At 27.5% G+C, this 23,169-nt stretch carries 20 protein-coding genes, 1 tRNA gene and 1 pseudogene; 3 read left to right on the forward strand and 19 right to left on the reverse strand.

The genetic code is table 11. From position 1 onward, the window contains the following. From VLM92_RS05060 to gpr, 9 genes and pseudogenes are all read right to left on the reverse strand, one after another. Window positions 1-165 (reverse strand): annotated as a pseudogene (locus VLM92_RS05060) (D-proline reductase (dithiol) protein PrdB); the annotation flags it as partial. An 18-nt stretch (window positions 166-183) separates the two neighbouring features. Beyond that, a complete protein-coding gene (locus tag VLM92_RS05065) occupies window positions 184-453 on the reverse strand; it encodes a CBO2463/CBO2479 domain-containing protein (protein WP_325275270.1) in 270 nt (89 codons plus the stop codon). A gap of 40 nt (window positions 454-493) precedes the next feature. Then, window positions 494-2,371 carry a D-proline reductase (dithiol) proprotein PrdA gene (gene prdA, locus VLM92_RS05070; RefSeq protein ID WP_325275271.1) on the reverse strand — a complete coding sequence of 626 codons (1,878 nt, stop codon included), beginning with the start codon at window positions 2,369-2,371 and terminating at the stop codon, window positions 494-496. An 18-nt stretch (window positions 2,372-2,389) separates the two neighbouring features. Continuing rightward, on the reverse strand, window positions 2,390-3,676 hold the full coding sequence (gene prdC, locus VLM92_RS05075) for a proline reductase-associated electron transfer protein PrdC (RefSeq protein WP_325275272.1): 1,287 nt from the start codon (window positions 3,674-3,676) through the stop codon (window positions 2,390-2,392). Between the two features lie 371 nt (window positions 3,677-4,047). Next, window positions 4,048-5,811: a sigma-54 dependent transcriptional regulator PrdR gene (gene prdR / locus VLM92_RS05080; protein ID WP_325275273.1), complete on the reverse strand. Its 1,764-nt coding sequence runs from the start codon at window positions 5,809-5,811 to the stop codon at window positions 4,048-4,050. A gap of 274 nt (window positions 5,812-6,085) precedes the next feature. Beyond that, on the reverse strand, window positions 6,086-7,891 hold the full coding sequence (lepA, locus tag VLM92_RS05085; RefSeq protein WP_325275274.1) for a translation elongation factor 4: 1,806 nt from the start codon (window positions 7,889-7,891) through the stop codon (window positions 6,086-6,088). Window positions 7,892-8,006: 115 nt separating this feature from the next. Beyond that, a complete protein-coding gene (locus VLM92_RS05090; RefSeq protein ID WP_325275275.1) occupies window positions 8,007-8,267 on the reverse strand; it encodes a hypothetical protein in 261 nt (86 codons plus the stop codon). A 25-nt stretch (window positions 8,268-8,292) separates the two neighbouring features. Continuing rightward, window positions 8,293-9,234, reverse strand: coding sequence for a stage II sporulation protein P (gene spoIIP, locus VLM92_RS05095; protein WP_325275276.1), 942 nt, complete (start codon window positions 9,232-9,234; stop codon window positions 8,293-8,295). Between the two features lie 12 nt (window positions 9,235-9,246). Beyond that, window positions 9,247-10,203, reverse strand: coding sequence for a GPR endopeptidase (gene gpr / locus VLM92_RS05100; protein ID WP_325275277.1), 957 nt, complete (start codon window positions 10,201-10,203; stop codon window positions 9,247-9,249). A gap of 373 nt (window positions 10,204-10,576) precedes the next feature. Between gpr and rpsT the strand changes: the two genes are divergently transcribed. Next, complete coding sequence (rpsT, locus tag VLM92_RS05105) at window positions 10,577-10,843, forward strand: 30S ribosomal protein S20 (RefSeq protein ID WP_325275278.1); 267 nt, start codon at window positions 10,577-10,579, stop codon at window positions 10,841-10,843. A 124-nt stretch (window positions 10,844-10,967) separates the two neighbouring features. Here rpsT and holA read toward each other — a convergent pair whose 3' ends face one another. From holA to VLM92_RS05125, 4 genes are all read right to left on the reverse strand, one after another. After that, window positions 10,968-12,011: a DNA polymerase III subunit delta gene (gene holA, locus VLM92_RS05110; protein WP_325275279.1), complete on the reverse strand. Its 1,044-nt coding sequence runs from the start codon at window positions 12,009-12,011 to the stop codon at window positions 10,968-10,970. Further along, on the reverse strand, window positions 11,986-13,245 hold the full coding sequence (locus tag VLM92_RS05115; RefSeq protein ID WP_325275280.1) for a ComEC/Rec2 family competence protein: 1,260 nt from the start codon (window positions 13,243-13,245) through the stop codon (window positions 11,986-11,988). Before VLM92_RS05115 ends, holA begins: the two co-directional genes overlap by 26 nt. Before the next feature lie 274 nt (window positions 13,246-13,519). Beyond that, window positions 13,520-14,677, reverse strand: a complete 1,158-nt coding sequence (locus tag VLM92_RS05120) for a GNAT family N-acetyltransferase (protein WP_325275281.1) — start codon at window positions 14,675-14,677, stop codon at window positions 13,520-13,522. A 1-nt stretch (window position 14,678) separates the two neighbouring features. Continuing rightward, a complete protein-coding gene (locus tag VLM92_RS05125) occupies window positions 14,679-15,584 on the reverse strand; it encodes a DUF2156 domain-containing protein (protein WP_325275282.1) in 906 nt (301 codons plus the stop codon). A 296-nt stretch (window positions 15,585-15,880) separates the two neighbouring features. Between VLM92_RS05125 and VLM92_RS05130 the strand changes: the two genes are divergently transcribed. Next, on the forward strand, window positions 15,881-16,645 hold the full coding sequence (locus VLM92_RS05130; RefSeq protein ID WP_325275283.1) for a ComEC/Rec2 family competence protein: 765 nt from the start codon (window positions 15,881-15,883) through the stop codon (window positions 16,643-16,645). 45 nt (window positions 16,646-16,690) lie between these two features. On the opposite strand, the gene VLM92_RS05135 is transcribed toward VLM92_RS05130, so the two are convergent. Next, window positions 16,691-17,398: a tRNA threonylcarbamoyladenosine dehydratase gene (locus VLM92_RS05135; protein WP_325275284.1), complete on the reverse strand. Its 708-nt coding sequence runs from the start codon at window positions 17,396-17,398 to the stop codon at window positions 16,691-16,693. Between the two features lie 84 nt (window positions 17,399-17,482). Here VLM92_RS05135 and VLM92_RS05140 point away from each other — a divergent pair, with 84 nt between their 5' ends. Continuing rightward, entirely contained in the window at window positions 17,483-18,241 is a 759-nt protein-coding gene (locus VLM92_RS05140) for a hypothetical protein (protein ID WP_325275285.1), read from the forward strand. Between the two features lie 169 nt (window positions 18,242-18,410). Here VLM92_RS05140 and VLM92_RS05145 read toward each other — a convergent pair. The 5 genes from VLM92_RS05145 to VLM92_RS05165 all read right to left on the reverse strand — a co-directional run. Beyond that, window positions 18,411-18,507 (reverse strand) — tRNA-Sec (locus tag VLM92_RS05145). Window positions 18,508-18,769: 262 nt separating this feature from the next. Further along, window positions 18,770-19,630, reverse strand: coding sequence for a 3D domain-containing protein (locus tag VLM92_RS05150; RefSeq protein WP_325275286.1), 861 nt, complete (start codon window positions 19,628-19,630; stop codon window positions 18,770-18,772). Between the two features lie 200 nt (window positions 19,631-19,830). Then, entirely contained in the window at window positions 19,831-20,142 is a 312-nt protein-coding gene (locus VLM92_RS05155; RefSeq protein ID WP_325275287.1) for a rhodanese-like domain-containing protein, read from the reverse strand. A gap of 135 nt (window positions 20,143-20,277) precedes the next feature. Continuing rightward, a complete protein-coding gene (locus tag VLM92_RS05160) occupies window positions 20,278-20,952 on the reverse strand; it encodes a uracil-DNA glycosylase (protein ID WP_325275288.1) in 675 nt (224 codons plus the stop codon). 112 nt (window positions 20,953-21,064) lie between these two features. Next, a partial coding sequence (locus VLM92_RS05165) for a HAMP domain-containing sensor histidine kinase (protein WP_325275289.1) occupies window positions 21,065-23,169 on the reverse strand: 2,105 nt, incomplete at its 5' end.

Below are 23,169 nucleotides of genomic sequence, written 5' to 3' on the forward strand. Positions count from 1 at the left end.
TCCTGCTAAGTTAAATTTCTTATCAGTTTTTAAATGTACACCTGCTGCTGTAGCTAAAGCTATTCTCATTTCCTTTAATTCTTTAGTTACAGGAGTCCATACTGGAGGAGGTGTTATAGGAACGAATATTTCAGATTGAAGTCCTTTTACTGTTGTTAGACTCATAATTTTTTCCTCTCCCTTCTATTTATCTAAACCTTCTTCTTTATTTTTATTTCTTTCGATTATATCTACATACTTTTGATTAGGTTCCGGACTTAAAACTTCTGGATAACTTAACATGAATCCAACCTCAAGACCTATCTTTAGTTCATAATCAGTTATAAGCATTCTTTTCGGTATTTTAAATTGACCTAATCTACCTTTTAAATCTATTGTAACCCCACCGTCAGTCAGTTCAACGATTACTCCTTCGTACATTCTCTCAGTTGATATATATTTTAATCTGTCCATAATTTTTCATCCTTCTTTAATCTTTAGTTATTTTTATTTTTTATTGAGCATCTTTTTCGTAGATGTTCTTTCTCTTTTCACTCATAGGTAAAGTTTGCTCATTTTCAACTAGCTCTATTTTCTTACCTGTTTCCTTTTCTATTAACTCAACATTATTTAATTTAACATTAGCATTCCATTTTCTTTCAGCAGCTTTAACTTCTTCTCCAGCCATAACTGTTTTTAACATTGTTAAAGATCTTACTGCATCCTCTGGACATAATGTATTATTTGATAACACTTCATTTTCTATACCTTGCTTAGATTTGTTGTTGTCTACCATGTATTTCATGTATTCATTACCAACAACTAATGCACCTTGAACAGCTGAGAAAGTAACACCAACTACTGCAATGCCTCTCTTACCTATTTGCTCTATATGAGATGCGAAATCTATATGATTATTTCCAAATCCTTCAGTTGTTACTATAGCACCATCAACACCCATAGCTTCTATCATCATACCTAATCTCTTAGATACATAGAATTTCTCAGCATTTACTTGAGGAGATCCTACAAATATAACACCTACTAAATCTATTTCTTCATCTTTCATAGCTTCTATTACTAATGGCTCTCTCCAGTAATGTCTAGAGTTTTCTTTAGATGCAGGTCCTATACAAGTTAATGCATGTATACCACCATCTAATACTTCGACTGGAGATAATACTACTGGAACGTTTCCTAAATCAACATTTGGCTTAGCTCCTAATGTTCCAACTGGCTCTACAGGTAATATTAAGTTATCATGCATTGCCCCTTGTCCCATTATTTCCTTAACTACAACAACCTTCTTCTTACCAGGTCTTCTGTATTGAGTTAATTCTTCAGTATCAACTACTAAAGATTCATCAGCTTTCTTTAAAGCTTCTCTTATTTCTTGAGTTATATAATCAGATGCACAGTGAGCAGCTAAAGGTCCTGGTCTTTCCATGTTAGTTCCTTCTTTAACTGTTACTTGAGTTTTGATGAATATATCACCTTTGTCAGGAGCACCTGGTCTTCCCCACATTATGTTAGTTTCTAATACACCTTCTGAAGAACCGAATTCACCTATTTGAACTCCGTTTTCATCTGTACCAGTTACCATCATTATAATACCATCTAATACTCTAGTTACACCTTCACCTATTTCTCCCTCTTCTTTAGTAGCTATAGGTTGAACATCCATTATAGTTTCACTATATTGGTTATATTCAGCTGGAGTTATTATTTCAACTTTCATATCTACAACTAATTCTTCTGTTTCTATAGCTTCCTTAGTTAACTCTTCAGCTTTTCTTAAGTATAAAGTAGTTCCTTCTATTTTAGTTTCCTCAGCAAAAACTACATTTTCTATTTTAAAATGTTTTTTAGTTAAGCTTCTTATAGCCTTAGCTTCTTCTACCTTAGCTTCTTGTTTAGCTTCGACAACTGGTGCTGCTACTTCTGATATTTGAGTTGCAGCTGGTACTACACCCATACCTTGAGCTACTGTTAAAGGTATTTCTAAGTTTATATCTCTTCCTTCACCTATATGTATCTTTATTGTTTGACCAGATACAGGCGCTACTGGAGATACAGGTGCTACTGGAGTCACCTCTTTAACTTCTTCTACTACAGCTTGTTCAACAACTTCTTCAGTTGCTACTATACCTTCTAAGCAATCAGCTGTTAAAGGTGATAAAGCATCCATAGTTTTAGTTAATTTTGCACCTAAAACTTGATCTATTGTTAAACAATTTTCTGGTATTGTTAGTAATCCAGAATCCTCTAAATCAGCAAATATTGCTGGATCTTCTAAGTTTGATGGTTCTATTATAGTTCCTGCTTCAAATCTACAGCAGCATATTGCTGGATCTTTAGCATGAGCTTTAGCTGTTTCTACAGTTATTGACATTACAAATACCTCCTCACACTATTTTTTTCTTCTATATATTTTATGTCCTGAAGCTCTTAAGACATGATCAGTACTATGGTATACAGGCATTCCTAACCTAGGTGCCACTTGCATCACTGTGTTAGTTCAGTCCTCGCAATTTCCTATTAGTACAGCCTCTGCTCCCTGACTTTTTAACTTAAGTACTTTTTCTGCTTGTCCTGGGCATATTCCTGGTAAATCACATCTAAATCTGCCATTTACTTCAGTCATTCTTTTACATCTTTCTTCTGCCACAACTTCTGTTCCCATTAAAGATGCGATTTCTTTTAATCGATCTTCCTGAGCTCCACATTCACAAGCAATGATTCCTAACTTTTTAGTTTCGTTAGGTAATGGCATTGATACTAATATACCTCCTAGTGTTTTAGTTACTGGACTTTGCTCTTCACCATGTCTACCAGTAAAAGGTCCTCCTAAAACGATTTCACCATAAGGTTTTACATATCCGCCACATTCTTCAATAAAGTTTATTATTGGCATTCCTATTGGAACATCCATAAATACTCTACCATGATTTTCTGCTCCTTTTACTCTTCCTCCAACAGTTATATCTTTAGATATAAAAGGTTTTCTTTCTTCTATTGCTTCAACTATACGTTTTATAGTTTCCACATTAGAAACAACTGCTTTAGCTTCTATTGGAAGTTGACCTGGAACAAGAGTTATTCCTAATAATTCTCTTATTATAACTCTTTCGTCACCAGCTGGATACATATCCGGTAAATATTTAATTTCTATATTTTTTTCATCTTTACAAGCTTTTCCTAATGCTATTAAAGACTTCTTATATTTTGGCTTTACAGCTATGTAAGCCTTTTCCGCTTTAGTTATATCTAACATATACTTTAATCCTCTAACTAAAACTTCAGGGGCTTTTTCCATAAATTCTACATTATGCCCTAAAACAGGTTCACATTCTGCAGCATTCGCTATAATATAACCGCCAGTAAGATCTACATTAAGTTTAATATGTGTTGGGAAACCAGCTCCACCAGCTCCAACTATACCACCTTCTTGTATAGCTTCTAAATTAGAAGTCGTATCTTTTATCTTTACATACTCATCTGGTTGGTTTTTATCAGCTTCTATTATTATAGAAGTTTCTGTTATATCAGTAACTGTACCATATACACTAGCATGTATATTTGCTCCTAGTCCTTGAGGTTGTGCTATAAGTTGACCTTTTTTGACTTCGTCTCCAACTTCAACAATAGGTTTGCATGGCGCTCCTACATGTTGCCTCAATTCCATCTTAAATATCATATTTATCACCACCTGTCTATTTTTCTCTATTGTTATATAAGCAAATATCATTTCACATTTTAAATCACACTGTTTATATAAGCAAATATCATGCCAAATTTTTTATATATGTTTATAAAAACAATTTAATCTATAGATTTTATCTTTTTTATAGATTTTATCTATAGATTAACACTTTTTCGATTTGTTTATACCTCATTTTTATATAATTTTCAACATAAGTGTATGCTCTACGATTAATTTTTTACGTTAAAATTGTCTATATTTCGACATTTTAACCTTTATTTTATCATTTTATCAATCGTTATTTTGTCACATATCTTTATTTAGCTTGTTTATTAATCATTTTTTAAAAAATGTCCATTTTCCGTCTATTGTCCATTTTTAGACGTTTTTATATTGTATAATTCCATTTTATAATACAATGTGGTTCTTGGTATATTAAGAATTTTAGCCGCTTTTGCTTTATTACCATTAGCCATTTGCATTGCTTTAGTTATTGTATTCACCTCTAATTTACTTATCGCTTTAGTTAAATCTAAAGGATATTCTTCTTCTATATTATTATCCTTAACTTCATCTAATATGTACTCCGGTATATCATCTATTTCAATTATATCTCCTCTAGACAATATCGCTACATTTTCCATAGTATTTTTAAGTTCTCTTATATTTCCTTTCCATCTATATTTTTGCAACGCCTTCATAGCTTCTTTACTTATTTCTAAAATTTCTTTATTGTTTTGTTTACATATTTCTTTTATAAATTTATATACTAATATAGCTATATCTTCCTTCCTTTCTCTAAGAGCAGGTAGGTCAATTTGAACTACATTTAATCTATAATATAAATCTTCTCTAAATTTTCCTTGTTTAATTAATTCTAATAAGTTTTTATTAGTTGCAGATATTATCCTAGCATCTACCTTTATAACTTTTTCTCCTCCTATTCTTCTAATTTCTTTTTCCTCAAGAACCCTAAGCAGTTTAGCTTGCATACTTAACGGTAAGTCTGCTATTTCATCTAAAAACACAGTTCCATTTTTAGCTAACTCAAATATACCCATCTTTCCTTTTTTATTTGCACCTGTAAATGAACCTGATTCATAACCAAAAAATTCACTTTCAAATAATTCTGATGGTATAGCACTACAGTTAACAGGTATAAACTGTCCTTTTCTTTCACTGTAATCATGTATAGCTCTTGAAAAAACTTCTTTACCAGTACCACTTTCCCCAAATATAAATATACTACTAGTTGTTTTTGAAACTCTTTTTGCTATTTCCTTAGCTTTTTCTAATTTATAACTTTTACCTAATATACTATCAAAACTACCTCCGGATAAGTTCTTAACTTCATCTTGAAGGTATTTCAATCTATCTTTAGCCTTATCTAACTTTTGAGATAGTTTTTTAGCTTCAGTTATATCTACTTCTGTACAAACAACGCCTACAAACTCACCTTCAATATATGTAGGATTTGCATCTACTAAACCATAAACATCTTTTTCTGCACAAGTATACATTCCACTTTCCCTAGTCCTTGTATGTAAAACTTTAGCAGAGATTGTATCTTTAAGATATATCTCCATATGCTTCCCTACTATATCTTCTGATTTTATATCATATCGTTCTTCCATGAACCTATTCCATAAAACTACAATACCATCTGAATTCATAGCGCATATACCTTCTTTTATTTCTCCAATAATATGCTTAACAGTTATACCATAGTCTTCTAGCTCCATATATAAAAAATCTCTTATATGTTTTTGATTAATAACTCCTAAAATTTTACTATCTTCTAAAATCGGTAAAACTCCTATATTATTTTTTCTCATTATATTTCTACATTCACCTAATTTTGCATCTTTATCTACATATATTATATTTTGGGCCATAAACTCACTAACTAACATATATCTATAATTTTCTTTTTTTCTAGATATATTACAAATATCAGTTAATGATACTATACCTTTAATTTCTCTTTCTTCATTTATAATCATTACTTCTCTTTCATTATGTTTTATAATTAAATCTATCGCATTACCTAAATTATCTGATTCGCTTAAGGTTATAAAATCTTTATTCATTACATCTTTTGCTTTTTTTTCGTTGGGTATAGAAAACATTTTGACCTCCTAAATAATATAAATCATTATTATACTGATAATTATATTCTACACTATATTATATCAATATATTTACAATATGAATTTTATCAAAACTTAACTTATATGACTAACAATATATAAATCCTATCCATTAATTAAATGTAGCAGTTGAATTTATAACTTATTCATAAACTAAATAAATTATAAAATATTAATTAAAAAAGATGATTTCTGATAATACAGAAATCATCTTTCTATTTAATATAATCTACAATTTAAAACTTTAAATTTATTATTCATCTAATTTTAATACAGACATGAATGCCTTTTGAGGAACTTCAACAGATCCTATTTGTCTCATACGCTTTTTACCTTCTTTTTGCTTTTCAAGAAGCTTTTTCTTACGAGATATATCTCCACCGTAACACTTAGCAAGAACGTCTTTTCTAAGTGCACTTATAGTTTCTCTTGCTACTACTTTATTACCAACAGCTGCTTGTATTGGCACAGCGAATTGATGTCTTGGTATTTCATTTTTTAATTTTTCACACATAGCTTTTCCTCTTGGGTATGCACGAGTTTCGTGAACTATAAAGCTAAGTGCATCAACTTGTTCCTTATTTATTAATATATCAAGCTTAACAAGTTGAGAAGGAACGTATCCTTTTACTTCATAATCTAAAGAACCGTACCCTCTAGTTCTTGATTTTAAAGCATCAAAGAAATCATAAACAACTTCATTTAATGGTAAATCATAGTGAAGCATAACTCTTTTTTCGTCTATGTACTCCATATTTATCATGTTTCCACGTCTTTCTTGGCATAGTTCCATAACAACACCTACGTAGTCTTTAGGAACTATTATATCACCTTTAACTATAGGTTCTTCTATCATCCTTATTTCAGATACCTCTGGTAAGTTTGTTGGATTTTGTATCATAACAACTTCCCCATCAGTTTTAGTTACTCTGTATATAACAGATGGAGCTGTTGTTACTAAATTAAGGTCATACTCTCTTTCTAATCTTTCTTGTATTATTTCCATATGAAGTAAGCCTAAGAATCCACATCTAAATCCAAACCCTAGTGCTGCTGAAGTTTCAGCTTCAAATTCAAGTGCCGCATCGTTTATTTGCATTTTTTCAAGTGCATCTCTTACGTTTTCATACTTTTCACCTTCACCTGGGTATATACCGCAATAAACCATAGGTGTAGCTTTTTTGTATCCTGCCATAGGATTATCCGTTGGATTATCTGCATCTGTTATTGTATCCCCAACTTGACAACTTCTTATATCTTTTATACTAGCTGCAATGTAACCAACATCTCCTGCTGCTAATTCATCAAGCTCTCTTTGGCCCGGAGCCATAACACCAACTTCAGTTACTTCAAACTTCTTGTTAGTATTCATCATTTTTATTGTCATACCTTTTTTTACAGTACCTTCGAATACTCTAACATATGCTACAACACCTTTATAAGCATCATAGTAAGAGTCAAATATTAAAGCTTTTAAAGGTGCTTCTTTGTCACCTGTTGGTGCTGGTACTTTTTCTACTATTGCTTCTAATACATCTTCTATATTCAAACCACTTTTTGCAGATATAAGTGGTGCTTCACTTGCATCAAGTCCTATTATATCTTCTATTTCTGTTTTTATTTCATCTGGTCTAGCACTTGGAAGATCTATTTTATTTATAACTGGTAATATTTCTAAATCTTGATCTAAAGCTAAATAAACGTTAGCTAAAGTTTGTGCTTCAACACCTTGAGCTGCATCTACTACTAATAAAGCTCCTTCACATGCCGCCAAACTTCTAGATACCTCATAGTTAAAGTCTACGTGACCTGGTGTATCTATAAGGTTTAAGTAATATTCATTTCCATCCTTAGCTTTATATATTAATCTTATATTTTGAAGCTTTATAGTGATCCCTCTTTCTCTTTCAAGATCCATATTATCTAATAATTGATCCTTCATTTCTCTATCACTAACAAGTCCTGTTTTTTGTATTAATCTATCAGCTAAGGTAGACTTACCATGGTCTATATGCGCTATTATACTAAAATTCCTAGTTCTACTTTGTTTGCTGTCCACCTTTATTCCTCCTTTTATTATTATCATAACTTTTATTTTATAATATATCCTCTTTTATGTAAATAAGGTGAACAAAAATAAGACTTATCTTTTTAATAAGCCTTATTTTTTATCATCATTTATTGAACTGTGCTAATAACCCCTTAGTAATTCCGTTTATATATCCAACTTTTACATTTATAAACATTTGTATATCTCTTATAACTGGTTGTATACTATATGTTTCTTTACCTAACATCATTTTTGCATTTTTATCTACTATAAAGATACATACCATCAAATTTATACTCATAAACAAAATAAATAGTACTTTACTTATAAATCTTAATTTTCTTCTTTTCGATTTTTTTTGTATAGTTTTTTCTAATCTACTCATTTGTTTCTCCTGTTGGATTGTCGACTTACTTTGTTTTAAAATATTCGTCTAATACTTGTGCTACGTATTTTGCACTAGCTTTAGCTTCTTCAGTGCTAGTACCATTACTTCCTACCTCTATAAGCATATGATTTTTAGCTAGGTATTGATTGAATTTCCCATAAGGTTTTACAACTACTGGAAGTACTAGTCCCGGATATTTTTTCTGACCAAATTTAGTTATATCTTCTGCTAACGCTTTTACCTCATCTACATTAGGATTTTTGGCACCAACTACAAATAAAAATTTTGCCACTTTCTCTCCATTAATAGTTGCAGTCAACCTTTCTTCTTCTGCTTTTTTTTGAGATTCATTTTTTACATCTCTTGCATCTCTATGTATATCTATAGCTATATCTATACTCTTATATTTAGACAACATTTCTTGTATTGTCTTATAACTACTTGCATAAGAGTTATTAAAATCAGGATAGTCATGATATTTTGTTGTATGAACTACTCCCCATCCTTTTTTACTTAACTCTTCTGTTAATAATTCCCCCACTGCCATTACTGAGTTTGCCTTATCTTTTGAATGGTAGTTTCCTTCAGGTGAATTAGAGTATGTTTCTTCTGAATGTGTATGATATATTAACATTCTAGGATTTTCTTTAGTAACCCTTATATCATTTTGATATTTAGAATTACCAATAATTACATTTTTTTCTGTACTTTGATTCTCATTTATAGTTGGTATATTTTCTTCTCCTATATGAAATTTTATATATTCTTTTTCATTTTTCTCATTATTTGCATTTTCCTCATTTTTATCTTTCCCATTCTCTGTATCTTCAACCTTTGATTCCGGATACGATGAATTTACTAAAAACTTCAAGAACTCATCTTTATCCATAGCATAAGATATTACAGGTAAAATACAAACTAACACACAGGACATAACAAATGCCTTAATGCGTTTTTTGAACATACTTTCTCCTCCTTATTTGGTGATCCTACCTGGATGAAGAGACCTATTTAATCCTTCACTTATTATTACTGATAAATTTTCAATTGTTTCATCTATATCTTTAGGTGTTACTATTAGATTTTTATCATATGGGTCTAATGAATCTTTGATTAAGTGGTATTTTTCTTCTTCTTTTAATTGTTTTAGCATTGCATAAAAATTTTCTACATCTTCAGATTGATTCATTAAATTATCAATAGCTAAATCTAACACATCACTAGTAAGTGTTGCCGCATCTACTACTGTTGGAACTCCTATAGCTATAACATCTACGCCTAAGTATTCTTTGTTTAATGCCTTTCTTTTGTTTCCAACTCCTCCTCCAGGTGATATACCCGCAGTTGATATTTGTATTGTCGTATTTACTCTTTCCATTTTTCTTGATGCTAAAGCGTCTATTGCTATTACTCTATCTGGTTTTATTTTATCTACTATAGATTTTACAATTTCACTAGTTTCAATTCCTGTCAATCCCATAACTCCTGGACTTAAACCTGCAACTTCTGTAAAGTCATCATCATAATCTTTATTATAATTTTTAAATATATGTCTAGTTACTAAAGTTTTAGATACTGTTTTAGGGCCTAATGCGTCCGATGTTATATTCCAATTCCCAAGACCAATAAGCAAAGTTTTTTTAGTTTTGTCAGTTCCTAAAATTTCTACCAATTCACCTTTTAAATAATTTATTATTTCTTCTCTAGATTCATCATCATCAAATTTCATAAGATTACTTTCTAATGTTATATACTTACCTATTCCTTTGTTCATTATTTGTGATCCTTGCTCATCTATAACTTCAACTTTTGTTACTATGCAATTTTCTAGTTCCTTTTTTTCAAGTTTTACTCCAGGTATTTCTTTAGAAGATTGCCCATCTTCACACATTTCTGTAGCTTCTAGAGCTAAGTCTGTTCTTATACTAATCATGTTAAACCTCCAAGTACAATTTAAATGCTATTTATAAGTGTTAACAAATTTTAGTATTTTATAACAAAATCTTCTTTAAAAATTTAAGTGATGGCTATGTTTAAGTGCGTATACGAAAATTCTATTTACTCACAATTATAAATTAAATACAATTTCATATGTGTTATAACAAAATTATAATTTTATAAACCTTTGAATATTTAATTTGAATGTTGTAAATTATTTTTATATGGGTTATAATCTAAAAAGTCAAAAGAAAAAGATATTATATTGAAAATTATAAATAATTATCCTTGATTTTTAGATTTGTTTCTGTTAAAATCTAATATGTTGACGATGAATATAATAAAATACGCACAAGGGGGTGAACACGGTGGCAAACATAAAATCAGCTAAAAAGAGAATAAAAGTTATCGAAAAGAAAACTGCTTTAAATAGAGCTAGAAAATCTCAAGTTAAAACTGCAATAAGAAGATTCGAAGAAGCTGTTACTGCAGGAAATAGAGAAGAGGCTGTTGAAAAGTTCCAATATGCTCAAAAGAGAATATGCCAAGTAGCTTCTAAAGGAACTATACACAAGAACGCTGCAGCTAGAAAAGTAGCTAAATTAGCTCAAAAGTTAAACGGAATGAACGCTTAATTAGCCGTTTAAGCTTAATAGATATAAACCCTTGATCAAAAATCAGGGGTTTTTTATTATTTCTTTATATTTGCGCATAAAAAAACCTTAGATAAAAATTTTTCTATATCTAAGGTTTTTTTATTTAACTTATTTTACGTTGACAATATTTACTTACTAGCATTTCTAAAGCTAAAGTATCTCTAATCAAACCATTCTTTATTTTATAATCACTTTCTAGTATATAATTTAACATTTCTATTATTACATCATCAGAAAAATTATTAGATTGTTTTAATGCCTTTCCTGCTACAAATGGATGTATTTTTAATTTTTCCGCTATCGTTTTTGATGTATGTCCTTCTATTTGTAATTGTCTTACCTGCATTACTACTTTAAATTGCCTAGCTATCATAGAAAATATACCAAGAACAGATTCACCTTCATGTATCATATCACTTAATATTCTAATAGCATTAGAGGAATTTTTATCTCCTATATAGTCTATTAATTTGAATATATCATTTTCTACTTTTTTCTGTGAAAGTTTATCTATTACTTGGTTAGTTACTTTATTTTCTTTTCCTACAAATGAACTTATTTTACTTATTTCATTTTCTAAATCTGATAAAGTTTTTTCACTACTTTTATCTCTATAACCCTCTTGATCTATAAAATACATTATCTGAGGATTGTCTATTATTACATTATTAACTTCAAACTTCTTTTTAACCCATTTAAATAGGTCCATGTCAGATAGTTTATCACAATTAAATACTATACCTTTTTTATCTATTTTTTTTACTAAAGACTTTCTTTTATCGACATCTCCGTAAACTACAAAAACTAATACTGTACTTTCTGGCATATTATCTAAATGGTCTATTAAATATTTTTCATCACTATCGCTAAAATTCTTTTTCTTCCCTTTTAATAATTCAAAATCTTTTACTATTACTATTTTTCTATCATCCATAAAAGGAAGTGTCTCTATAGAGCTTATAAGCTGATCTAATGTAGTTTCTTTTCCATCTATGATGTCTAAATTAAAATCAATCATACCTTCGCTCAAACTGTCTTTAAATACTTTCATAGTATTTTCTATTAAATAATACTCTCTTCCATAAAAAAGATATATATTATCGAAATTTTTATTTTTAAGATTATTTATAATATCCTTGTAATTCATTTGTTTGCTCCTTCATAACCTTTAATTCTTTATAAATCATATATGAAAACACTGCTATATAGTAAGTTATTACATAAACCATACTTGGATTATCTATTTCTATATATGCAAAATCTAAATCACTTAATATGTTTAATAAAAAATATATATTATTTATTATTATCATATTAAAGTAAGCTATAATTTTTGCAATTCCTATATTCATCTTAAATATAGTTATACTTATAATACTCATATATATTATGATTCCTATAAAAGGTACTACTATTATATTACTAATAATAGAAATTATAGGTATACCTTTAAAATTATAATATATTATAGGTAGTGTTAATACATTAGATGCTAAAGTTAATGATATTAACTTTAGCTTTATTACATAATTTATATAACCATAGAAATATATTATAGACAATGTTGCAAGAAAAGACAATTGAAAACTTATATTATATATAATGTATGGGTTATTTATCATTAAAAATATACCCACTAAAGATAATACGCTCATTCCATCCCTTTTTCTATCAAGAAAAACTGCTATATATAAAATTATTACAAATGATATTGCCCTTACTACAGATGGTGCCGTCCCTATCATAAGACAATATAATCCCATAACAACAATTAATATTAACAATTTATAAAATCTATTTATCCCTCCTATTATAAACGAAACTAAAATACACAGTATTCCTGTATGAAGCCCTGATATAGCTATAATATGACTTGTTCCTGTCCTAGAAAACATTTCATTTTCTTCTTTTGTTAGCTGTTCTTTTTCTCCTAAAGTTAAAGAATTTATAAAATCCGAATTTTTCTTATATAAATATCTTGTTGTGTTTCTTATATATGTTTTAAGGTTTCCTAATTTTTTATATAGTAAATTTGTTCCTATAATTTCGTATTTATTTATATATATAAGACCTTTATAACCTACACTCTTCAAATATCTTCCGTAATTAAAATCTTCATAATTCATATCATCAATACTTTTAAATTTTCCAACTACTTTTATTTTTGAACCTATTTTTAGGTTTTTACTTTTAGTATAGTCTATCACTAAAAATTCACCTAATTTGTATTCATAATATTTTTGTTTTTCTTTTTTATTTTCTATCACACTTATTATCTCTACTGTATCATCGTTATAGGTTTTATCTAAAGACTTATTATTTGTATATATAAACGATATACACATTATAAATATAAATATCACAAGAAGTGGTCTTCTCATTATTCCTCCAAGTAATCTTTTTACTTTTAATTATTTTCAAACTATCTATTTTTAAACTTTAAATTTTACATTTATATAGAAAAAAATTTACTTCGCTTATGTAGCCAGTAGCCTAAAGTACTTCGCCAACACGTGGCTCAAAAATCAGGCCCGCTGCTTGAGCAACGTGTTGGCGAACTATTTCAAGCTCAGGGGTTGAAATTTATAATTTATTTACAAATCAGAAAAATTATAAATTCCTTGTATCTAAAAAGAGATACCTAAACGGTATCTCCTATACATATTCATTTATATAATTATTTTTCTTTTTAAATATCTTACTAAATAATTCTACCACTTCACAACTTACCTGTGCATTGTTTAATATTAAAGCTTCTTCTATATCTATATATGAAAAAGCTAGCTGCGTTATAGTATTTATGTCAAAGCACGCATCATATCCTTCATGTACTTTGTCTACTTCTAATTTATTATCTTTTAATGACATTTTAAATATTCCATTATTTTCACTTATGAATTCATCATTTATTAAAATATTTACACTGCTTTCTAAATTACTTTCTATATATAAACTTTCTAAATATCCCTTTAAATTTATAACCCTACCCATCATAAATGGCTTTATTTTAATATCACAATCCTTAGGATTATCTAATACAAGTCTAATTTTATCATTTATAGGTGCTGATATAGTAACTTTTTTGCATTGAGTATTGTGATTATATATAAATTTTAACATTGATTTTAAAGAATCTATACTTTTATAATATATTTCTCTAACAAACATAACATCTCCATTTAAAAAGTATATTATATATCCTTCATATCCATTATCTTCATGTATGTAAATATGACCATTTTCACTTTTTATTTCTTTAAATAAATTTTCATAATATTTTTCATCTCTTTCTACATTTCCATTTATATCTTTTAGAAATATTTTACTAATATTAACTAAATTTTCTAAGTTAAAGTCACTCGCTTTATGTAATCTTCCATCAATCTTAAATTTTTTTAAATCTTCTATGTCTATATTATATTCTAATTGATCGTAGCAATGTTCGTATCCATATTTTCTATAGAGTCTATAATCTATAGGCATAAGAATAGATACTAACTGATTTTTTTTATATAATTCTTTAAGTGTAAACTTCATTATATTTTTCATATACCCCCTTCCCCTTACCTCAGGAAAAGTTGAAACACCAACTACATAAGATGTGTCATATATTTTATCATTTAATCTTAATTTATATTGATTTAGTTGAAGAGAAGAAACTATTTCTTCTTCTTCATCAACTACCACTGTATTTTTGTTTTTATATTTATTTGCAAAATAATAATCAACAAAGTTTTGACCATCATCAAAACAATAGTTCCAGATTTTTTTTATATCCCCGACTTCATTATCCCTAGCATACCTAATTTTCATATTACGCCTCCCTCACAGTATACTTCTCAACAAATCTACATGGATGGTATGAAAGTTTAGCTTTTCTAAGACCCTCTATACCCAAATCTTCTTCTCTATTTACAAACTCAACATATTCAAATTCATTTATTATGAACTGTTGATTTATATACGGATATAATCCCCTTATATTTGGATTTGCCTTTTCTATGTGAACTAAAGCCATATTTTCATTTAAAATTTCGCCTATTGTAAATGCTTGTAATTTTCTATCAATATATATTCCAGCTACTCTTATTTTGTCTTTTAATATATCATAATCATTGAATAGCTTTTTTATTCCCAAAAATTCATCATCCACACCTTCATCAAATCCATCATTCTCTTCTTTATTACTAGCCCATTCTTTTATTAAATATAGACACTCTTCAAAGTTTTCTTTTCCCAATAGTTTATATTCATATCTTCCTTCATATTCTTTTAGAAAATAATTTATATGATTTCTCTTTTTTTGATTCTTTCTTCCTTGTAGATTTTTTAGGCTTTCCGCATCATATATATAATCAAATAAATCCCTTTCTTCTATATACTCAAATTTATGAGGATACTTTTCTTGTAAAAATTGTACTACTTCCTTCGTTATTCCTCTAAAATAAATTTTCTTATTTTCTTTTTCAAAATATTTTAATACAAATTCAATTACTTCAGGCAATTTATTTTTATTAGCTAAAGGTAATATAGAAAAACTATCACCTTCATATTCCCCTACTATAACTGCAAAATCTTCACCTATATAATATCCTGTTTTGTAAACATGTTGCCACATATATAAAGTGCTAAAACAATATTCGCAAGCTTCATAGTCTACCAGTTCAAAATATGGATCTAACTCCTGTTTTGAATTTATATTAATTTGTTTAAAAATCATAAAATCCTCCCGTTGTTTCTTTTATCGTCTTCAGTCTATAATTTATTTTGATAAATTATATCAATACTTTATTTCATATTTTTTTTATTTCAAATATTTTATTTATATCATTATGAATCACATTATATTTTTTTGTATAAAATCTAAAATGTAACAATTTATATTAACTTATTTTACCCATATTATATCTCTATAAACATATATTGAATGGAGTGATTGTCTAATTGAAAAAAGTACTGTTTTCTTTAATACTTATTATAATATCATTTTTAAGCGGTTGTAGCAAAAATTCCCATATGAAAATTCATATAATTGATGTAGGCCAAGGAGATAGCATCTTGATACAAACTCCTAACACTAAAAATATTTTAGTTGATGGAGGAACTGATGATAGTGAACATATAGTTAAAAGTTATTTAAAAAAACAAAAAGTAAAGTATATAGACTACGTAATAGCTACACATCCTGATTCAGACCATATAGGTGGTCTAGACAGCATTATAAAAAAATTCCAAGTTAAGTCTATATACATGCCTGAACAAAGTACAGATTCTTTAGCATATAAAAATCTTGTTACTGCTTGTTCTGATAAAAATATAGCTATAAATTATTTATATAAAGGAGACATTCTTAACATCGAAGAATATATAGATTTATTAGTTTTAAGCCCTTCCTTTATTCAACATGAAAATAATTTGAACTCTATTGTATTTAAATTGGATTTTAAAAACAAGTCTTTTTTATTTACTGGTGATGCTGAACTAAGCACTGAAAATGATGTTATAAATTCATTTCAATTAGAAGATGTAGATTTTTTAAAAGTTGCACATCATGGAAGTAGTTCATCAACTAGTATGAATTTTTTAAGTGAAACAACACCCGATGTTGCCGTAATATCTTGTGGCTATAAAAATCAATATGGTCATCCTCATAGAAGCACATTAGATAACCTCTCAAATAGTGATATTATTACTTATCGAACTGATTTATCTGGAGATATGGTATTTTACAGTGATGGAGAAACTATTTATACAAAAAAGAATTATGAATATATTAAATAAGAAATAGATTTAAACCTATTCCTTATTTAATATATAATTGAATATTTATTTATTAAGTAGATCATTAATCACAACAGATGCTATTATTAATCCTCCTACAGAAGGTACAAATGATGTACTTCCTGGTGTAACTTTTTTTCCATTTAAAATTTTCTTTTTTAATTCTATTGGCTGTTCTGTTGAATAAACAACCTTTAATTTTTTTATTCTTCTATCTTTAAGTTCTTTTCTCATTACTTTAGCTAGAGGACACATACTTGTTTTATGTATATCTGTAACTACTATTTTAGTTGGATCTAATTTATTTCCCATTCCCATAGAACTTATTATTTCTAACCCTTTAGCTTTACAAGTTTCTATTAAGTGTATTTTAGATGTAACCATATCTATAGCATCTACTACGTAATCATAGTTTTCACATAATATTTCTTCACTTGTGTCTTTATTGTACACTTTTCTAATAGCCTTAATGTTAATATTCGGATTAATATCAAGCATTCTTTCTTTCATAACTTCTACTTTATACTTCCCTACTGTAGAATGTAACGCTGGAAGTTGTCTATTTATATTAGTTATATCTACATCATCAAAATCTACTATTGTAAGATTACCTACTCCAGCTCTTGCAATTGCTTCAGCTGCAAAGCTCCCTACACCTCCCACACCAAATACAATTACATTTGAATTTTTAAGTTTTTCAACGCCCTCGTCTCCTATTATTAAGCTAGTTCTTGTTGTAAAATTTTTTTCCATTTCTATCGTTCTCCTAAAGTTATTTATTTTTACTTAACAGAATATATTTTAATATTAATCCCTAAATAATTAAGGAGGTTTAATTTGAATAAATTTATAAATCTGTTAGGTTTTCTACTTATAATAAACTTGCTTATTTTCTGTAATTTACTGGTAAATCAATATAACCATAAAGATTTATTATCCATTTCTTATGCTAAAACCGCTATACATAATAATGATAATTATAATTTAATTTTATCAATTTTAAAAGATACTAATAAAAATAATCTTATAAAATATGCAGACTATATAGAATTAAATATTGTTGAATCTATACCTAATGATACTGAAAATAAAATTGCTTTTACTTTATCATTACCTGAACAAGTTTCTTTTATAGCAATTTATAGTAAAATAAGTGATACTAATTATAAGTTTGAATATCTAGTAGATGACTTAGCCTGTATCAATGATTTTTACTTTTATAAGAATTTTCTAGTTGTCGATCAAACTGATACTAACTCATCAAATGAATTTAGTAAAAGAGAATTTTTTGAAGTATTTATAAAAGGAGATACTATTTTAAAATCTATATTCCAGCAAAATATATATAGTGAAAAAATATTCAAAAATAATAATACTACTTGTAAAGAAGTAGAAAAAGCTTCTATTGATTATTTATCAGGCAACATTCCTAAAATACTATGTATAATAACAACTATTACATATAACGTAAATTCTTCATCTTTAAATTTTGAAAACAAACTTGAAAAAATTAGCGAAATAACTAGAAAAGAAATTTATAGTTGGAACGACTCTCAAGACAAATTTATACTTTCAAAGGAAGAGATTATACGATAATAATAATTTCACAACAAATAAGAGATTCGCTTCACTCATATTGTTAATGACCTACATAAGGTTCATTACTCAGATTTAAGAGGTTGCGAATTATATTTATCAATAACCCAGATGAAATATAATTTCGTTCAAAATAAAAAAGAACTCAATTGAGTTCTTTTTTATTTATTGGCGGGAATGCGTGGGAGTCGAACCCACCTAAGAAGCTATTAACTCCTCATACTAGTTTTGAAGACTAGAGGGCACACCAGCACCCATCCACTCCCATATGTATTTATACTGTATATAATACCACTTTTATATTATATTTTCAACATTTTTTTATAAATAAATTTATTTTCATTGTATATATTTCGTGTTATTATCAAACAATCTCCCTATAATTTGTAACTTTTTTTCTAAATTATTTAAATGAATTTTTACTTGATATAATTAAATATATTCACCTACACACGGCTTAAAAATCAGGTCCGTTGCTTCAGCCATGCGTAGGTGAACCGTTTCAAGTTTAGCTGTTAGAAATTAGTATTATCCAATTATACATATGTCTATTGTTTTTCTACCCCAACTATTAGCTGAGTTTTCATCATTCATATATATATCTATCTTATTTCCTTTTATAGCACTTCCGCAATCTTCTGCTATAAATGTTTTTCCAAACTGTGGTATATACACTTTCGTTCCATAAGGTATAACACTAGGGTCTACAGCTATAGTACCCCATTTAGGCTTTGTTCCTGTAGATGTTATACTATCACCTGTATATGCAGTAGCTACAACTTTTATATTTTTACCCTTAGTACTACCTTGATTGTTACTTGATGTATTTTTATTCGAGTTTGAACTTGGCTGCTTTCTCATGTTCTCTCCTCTAGATGATGCTACCTGCACTTCTACTTTAGTCCCTTTTTTAACAACTTTATTAATCGGTTCTATAGCTACTAATTCTTCGGTGAATTTCTGTTCCACCTTTTTTCCGTTATGATAAGTTACTTTGTAAACTAATTCATTTTTTCCTACTTGCCCTTCTTTAGCTACTTCAGTCTTACCTTTTAATAATTCTTTATCTTCGACTATATTTACTTCAAAAGGAACTTCTTTATTTTCTTTTATAGTCTCTTCTCTAACATCTATTACTTCTATTTCTGTGCCATCTGATAGTTTGCTATCTAATCCTATACTTATTATATCATTTCCGTCGTATTTGATATTTTGTTCTTCTAATAAATCTTTAACATTACTCTTAAATGTAGATACCGTACTTTTTTCACCTTTTACTACTAGGGTTACGTCTTTGTTTAATAAAGAATAACCTCCCGACATGACTCCTACTGATAATATACCGGCCAAGGCCGAGACTTTTAATATCTTATTATTTTTAAAACTCATAATTTTCTCCTTTTCTCTTTTTATTTGAATTTATAATTAAATCTATAATTAAATTTACTTTCAATCTTATTTTCGATAATTAAATTGTAACTTTTTTGATACCTCTTGTCAAATTGACAAAAAATAAAAAATGTGCTTATTTAGTTTTTCCAACTAATCAAGCACATTTTTTATTAGTTACATTTTTGTAATATTTAATATTATTCTAATTCATATTTATAATCTTTTATTCCTCTTGATAAACTATATAATTTATTAAAACCATTTAAAGCTAAAACTTTACATACACTTCTGCTTTGACTACCAACTGCACAATACAAAATAATATCTTTATTTTTATATTGATTCAAAAAATCAACTTTATCAGTTATTTCATTTATAGGTATATTTATAGCTCCTGGAAGATGTCCATTTAAATAATTTTCTCGTGTCCTTAAATCTATAATTAAGTCAAATTGACTATTATCTATCATTTTTTTTACTTTTTCATCTTCTAATATAGTAATTTTCATACCTTTTCCTCCTTAATCCTTTAATATATATTATTAAAACTTCGATAAAAAGTTACACATTCTATTTTATTTTCCATATTTATAACAAAATAGGCACAGCAAAATGCTGTACCTATTTTTATAGTATATATTTTATTATATATTTGGTATCTGCCAATCTATTGTACTTTTTTCTAAATTAATAAGTATTTCATTTATTTTTGAGAAGTGTTTACATCCAAAAAAACCTCTTCTAGCAGATAAAGGACTTGGATGCGGCGCTTCTAGTATATAGTGCTTCTTAGAAGTTATAAACTCTTTTTTCTTTCGTGCATTTGCTCCCCAAAGAACAAATATAACAGGATCCTTTCTCTCATTTAATAGTTTAATTATTTGGTCTGTAAAAATCTCCCATCCTTTATTTTTATGAGAGTTAGCTTCATGAGCTCTAACTGTTAGTACGGTATTTAATAACAATACTCCTTGATCTGCCCATGGCATTAAATACCCATTATTAGGCACAAAACATCCTATATCTGAATTTAATTCTTTATATATATTTAATAAAGACGGAGGAATATGAACATGTGGTTGTACGGAAAATGCCAAACCATGTGCTTGATTTTCACCATGATACGGATCTTGTCCAAGTATCAATACTTTTGTATCTTTATATGAGGTATGTTTTAAAGCTTCAAATATATAATTCATATTTGGATATATAACTCTATCACTATATTCTTTTTCAAGAAATTTTCTTAGTTTTAAATAATAGTCTTTTTGAAATTCTTCATTTAATAATTCTTCCCAATCATTATTAAGTTTGACCATAATGTCACCTTCTTTTATTTTTTGTATTTATTATTTAAAATTCTCTAGCTAAGCAATCTGTAAAAAGGAGTATAAATCGATTAACAACAACCTTATTATACTCATCCTTATGTTATCTATATATATCTTCCATACCAACAATTAATCGTTCTACATTTAGAGTTTCATTTTCTACACTTGAATTAGTATCGTTATAATCATATTCCTCTACTTCTTTGATATCTAATGTTATAGTAAACATACTTCCTTTTCCATATTCACTTTCTACATTTATTTTTGATCCAATTAAATTTGACATCGATTTCACCATAGATAAACCAATTCCACTTCCATTAATATTTCCAACAAAACCTTTATTTACATCATTAAATCTTTTGAATATGAGGTTCATCTTGTCCTTTGGAATTCCAATACCTGTATCTCTTATAATTATATCTATTTTTTCTATATCTTCTTTGTAAATTAAGTCCACGTAAATACGACCACCTGAATCTGTAAATTTAATTGCATTAGATAATATATTTAATATAATTATTTCTAAAGCATTTACATCTATCCCCATAATCAATTCTTCTACATTAGTATCAAATACAATTTGTACTCCCTTATTATCTGCATATTCTACTACAGACATAACTATATCTTCAACAATTGATATAATATCCTTGTTTTGCATATTAATATTATAAAATCCAGCTTCCATTTTAGTAAAATCTATTAAATTATTTATTATTTTTAGTAATCTATAACTATTTTGTTTTGTAAGTTTTATATGGTTTTTTATAGAATCTCCATATATATTATTTTTCATGTAAAGTTTTTCAATTAATTGAATACTTGTAAATATAAGATTTAATGGTGTTTTCAATTCATGAGACATATTTATAAAAAATTCCATCTTTTTTCTATCATGCTTTTCTCTTTCTATTATCTTATTTTTAAGTTCTTCTAATTTTTTCATGTCTTCCATGGTTTTTATAATACTTAATTTGAAAACCTTATCCGATAATTTAAATGGAATACTTGCTGCTTTAGCCTCTATTATATTTCCATCATTGTCAATGTATCTTATATCTTCATAATCTGATACTTTATCATCTTTTACACTTTTTATTCCGTTGTACAAAGCACATTTATCATTTGGATGTATTCTCATAATATCATTTCTATATATACTCAAATTTTCATTCTCTAATCTTTGTTTAACCTTAAATATCTCTTTAAATTTTTCATTTATAAAGATATATTCCCCACTTTCTATATCCTCTAAATAAATCCCTTCTGGTATGCTATCAAGTACACCTTTATATATCTCTTGAGTTTTCTCTAAATATTTTTTACTATTAATATATTTAGTTATATCTCTATAACTTAAAATCTTATATTTTATATCCTGTTCATAATAAATTGTTGTTTTAGATTCTAGCCATATTACTTCTCCACATTCCTTTAATAACCTAAATCTAAACAAGCCTTTATTATATAACTCTTCATTAGATTTAGCTTTTTGATTTATTTTAAATACCTTCCTAGCTATATCTTTATCCTTTGAATATATGTGATCTAAAAACTTTTCACCATCTAACTTTTTATTATTGTTTATATGCAATTTATATCTATCAAAAACTTTTTCATACGATTTACTAAATGCAACTATATTATTATAATTATCACATATAAAAACAGGTGTTTTTATATTTTTTATTAAATCTTCATACTCTTCTTTTAAATTAATCAAACTATTTAATCTATATGCTTCCTTAGTTATATCAAACATTAAGCATATAGATTCAGTATTGGTTTTATCATTAAAACTAACACACTTATATATTTTATTATCAATAGTTTTTATTGAATCTTCTATTTTTAGATTTTCTCTTTGAGCTATAGATATATTACTTATAAACCTATCATAGTTTATAATATTTTTCTTCATAGAATTATAAATATCACCTTCTGAATGATTTATAATTCTTTGAAATGACTCATTTGAATATAATAAATTTAAATTCTTATCAAATGCTACCCACCCATTCGGTGTAGAAGATAAAATCGATTTTAAAAAATCTTCTTTATATATAAGTTTTTCTTTTATTTTGTCTTGTTTGTCTATTACTTTATCTAATAATAAGTTTATATCTTCTTGATCTTTAGTACTTTTTTTTATATCTTTATTCATTTTTAATATTTTCATATATGGATCTAGTAAGATATTTT

Origin of the sequence: Romboutsia sp., from assembly GCF_035470145.1 — a bacterium.
Taxonomy (GTDB): domain Bacteria; phylum Bacillota; class Clostridia; order Peptostreptococcales; family Peptostreptococcaceae; genus Romboutsia_D.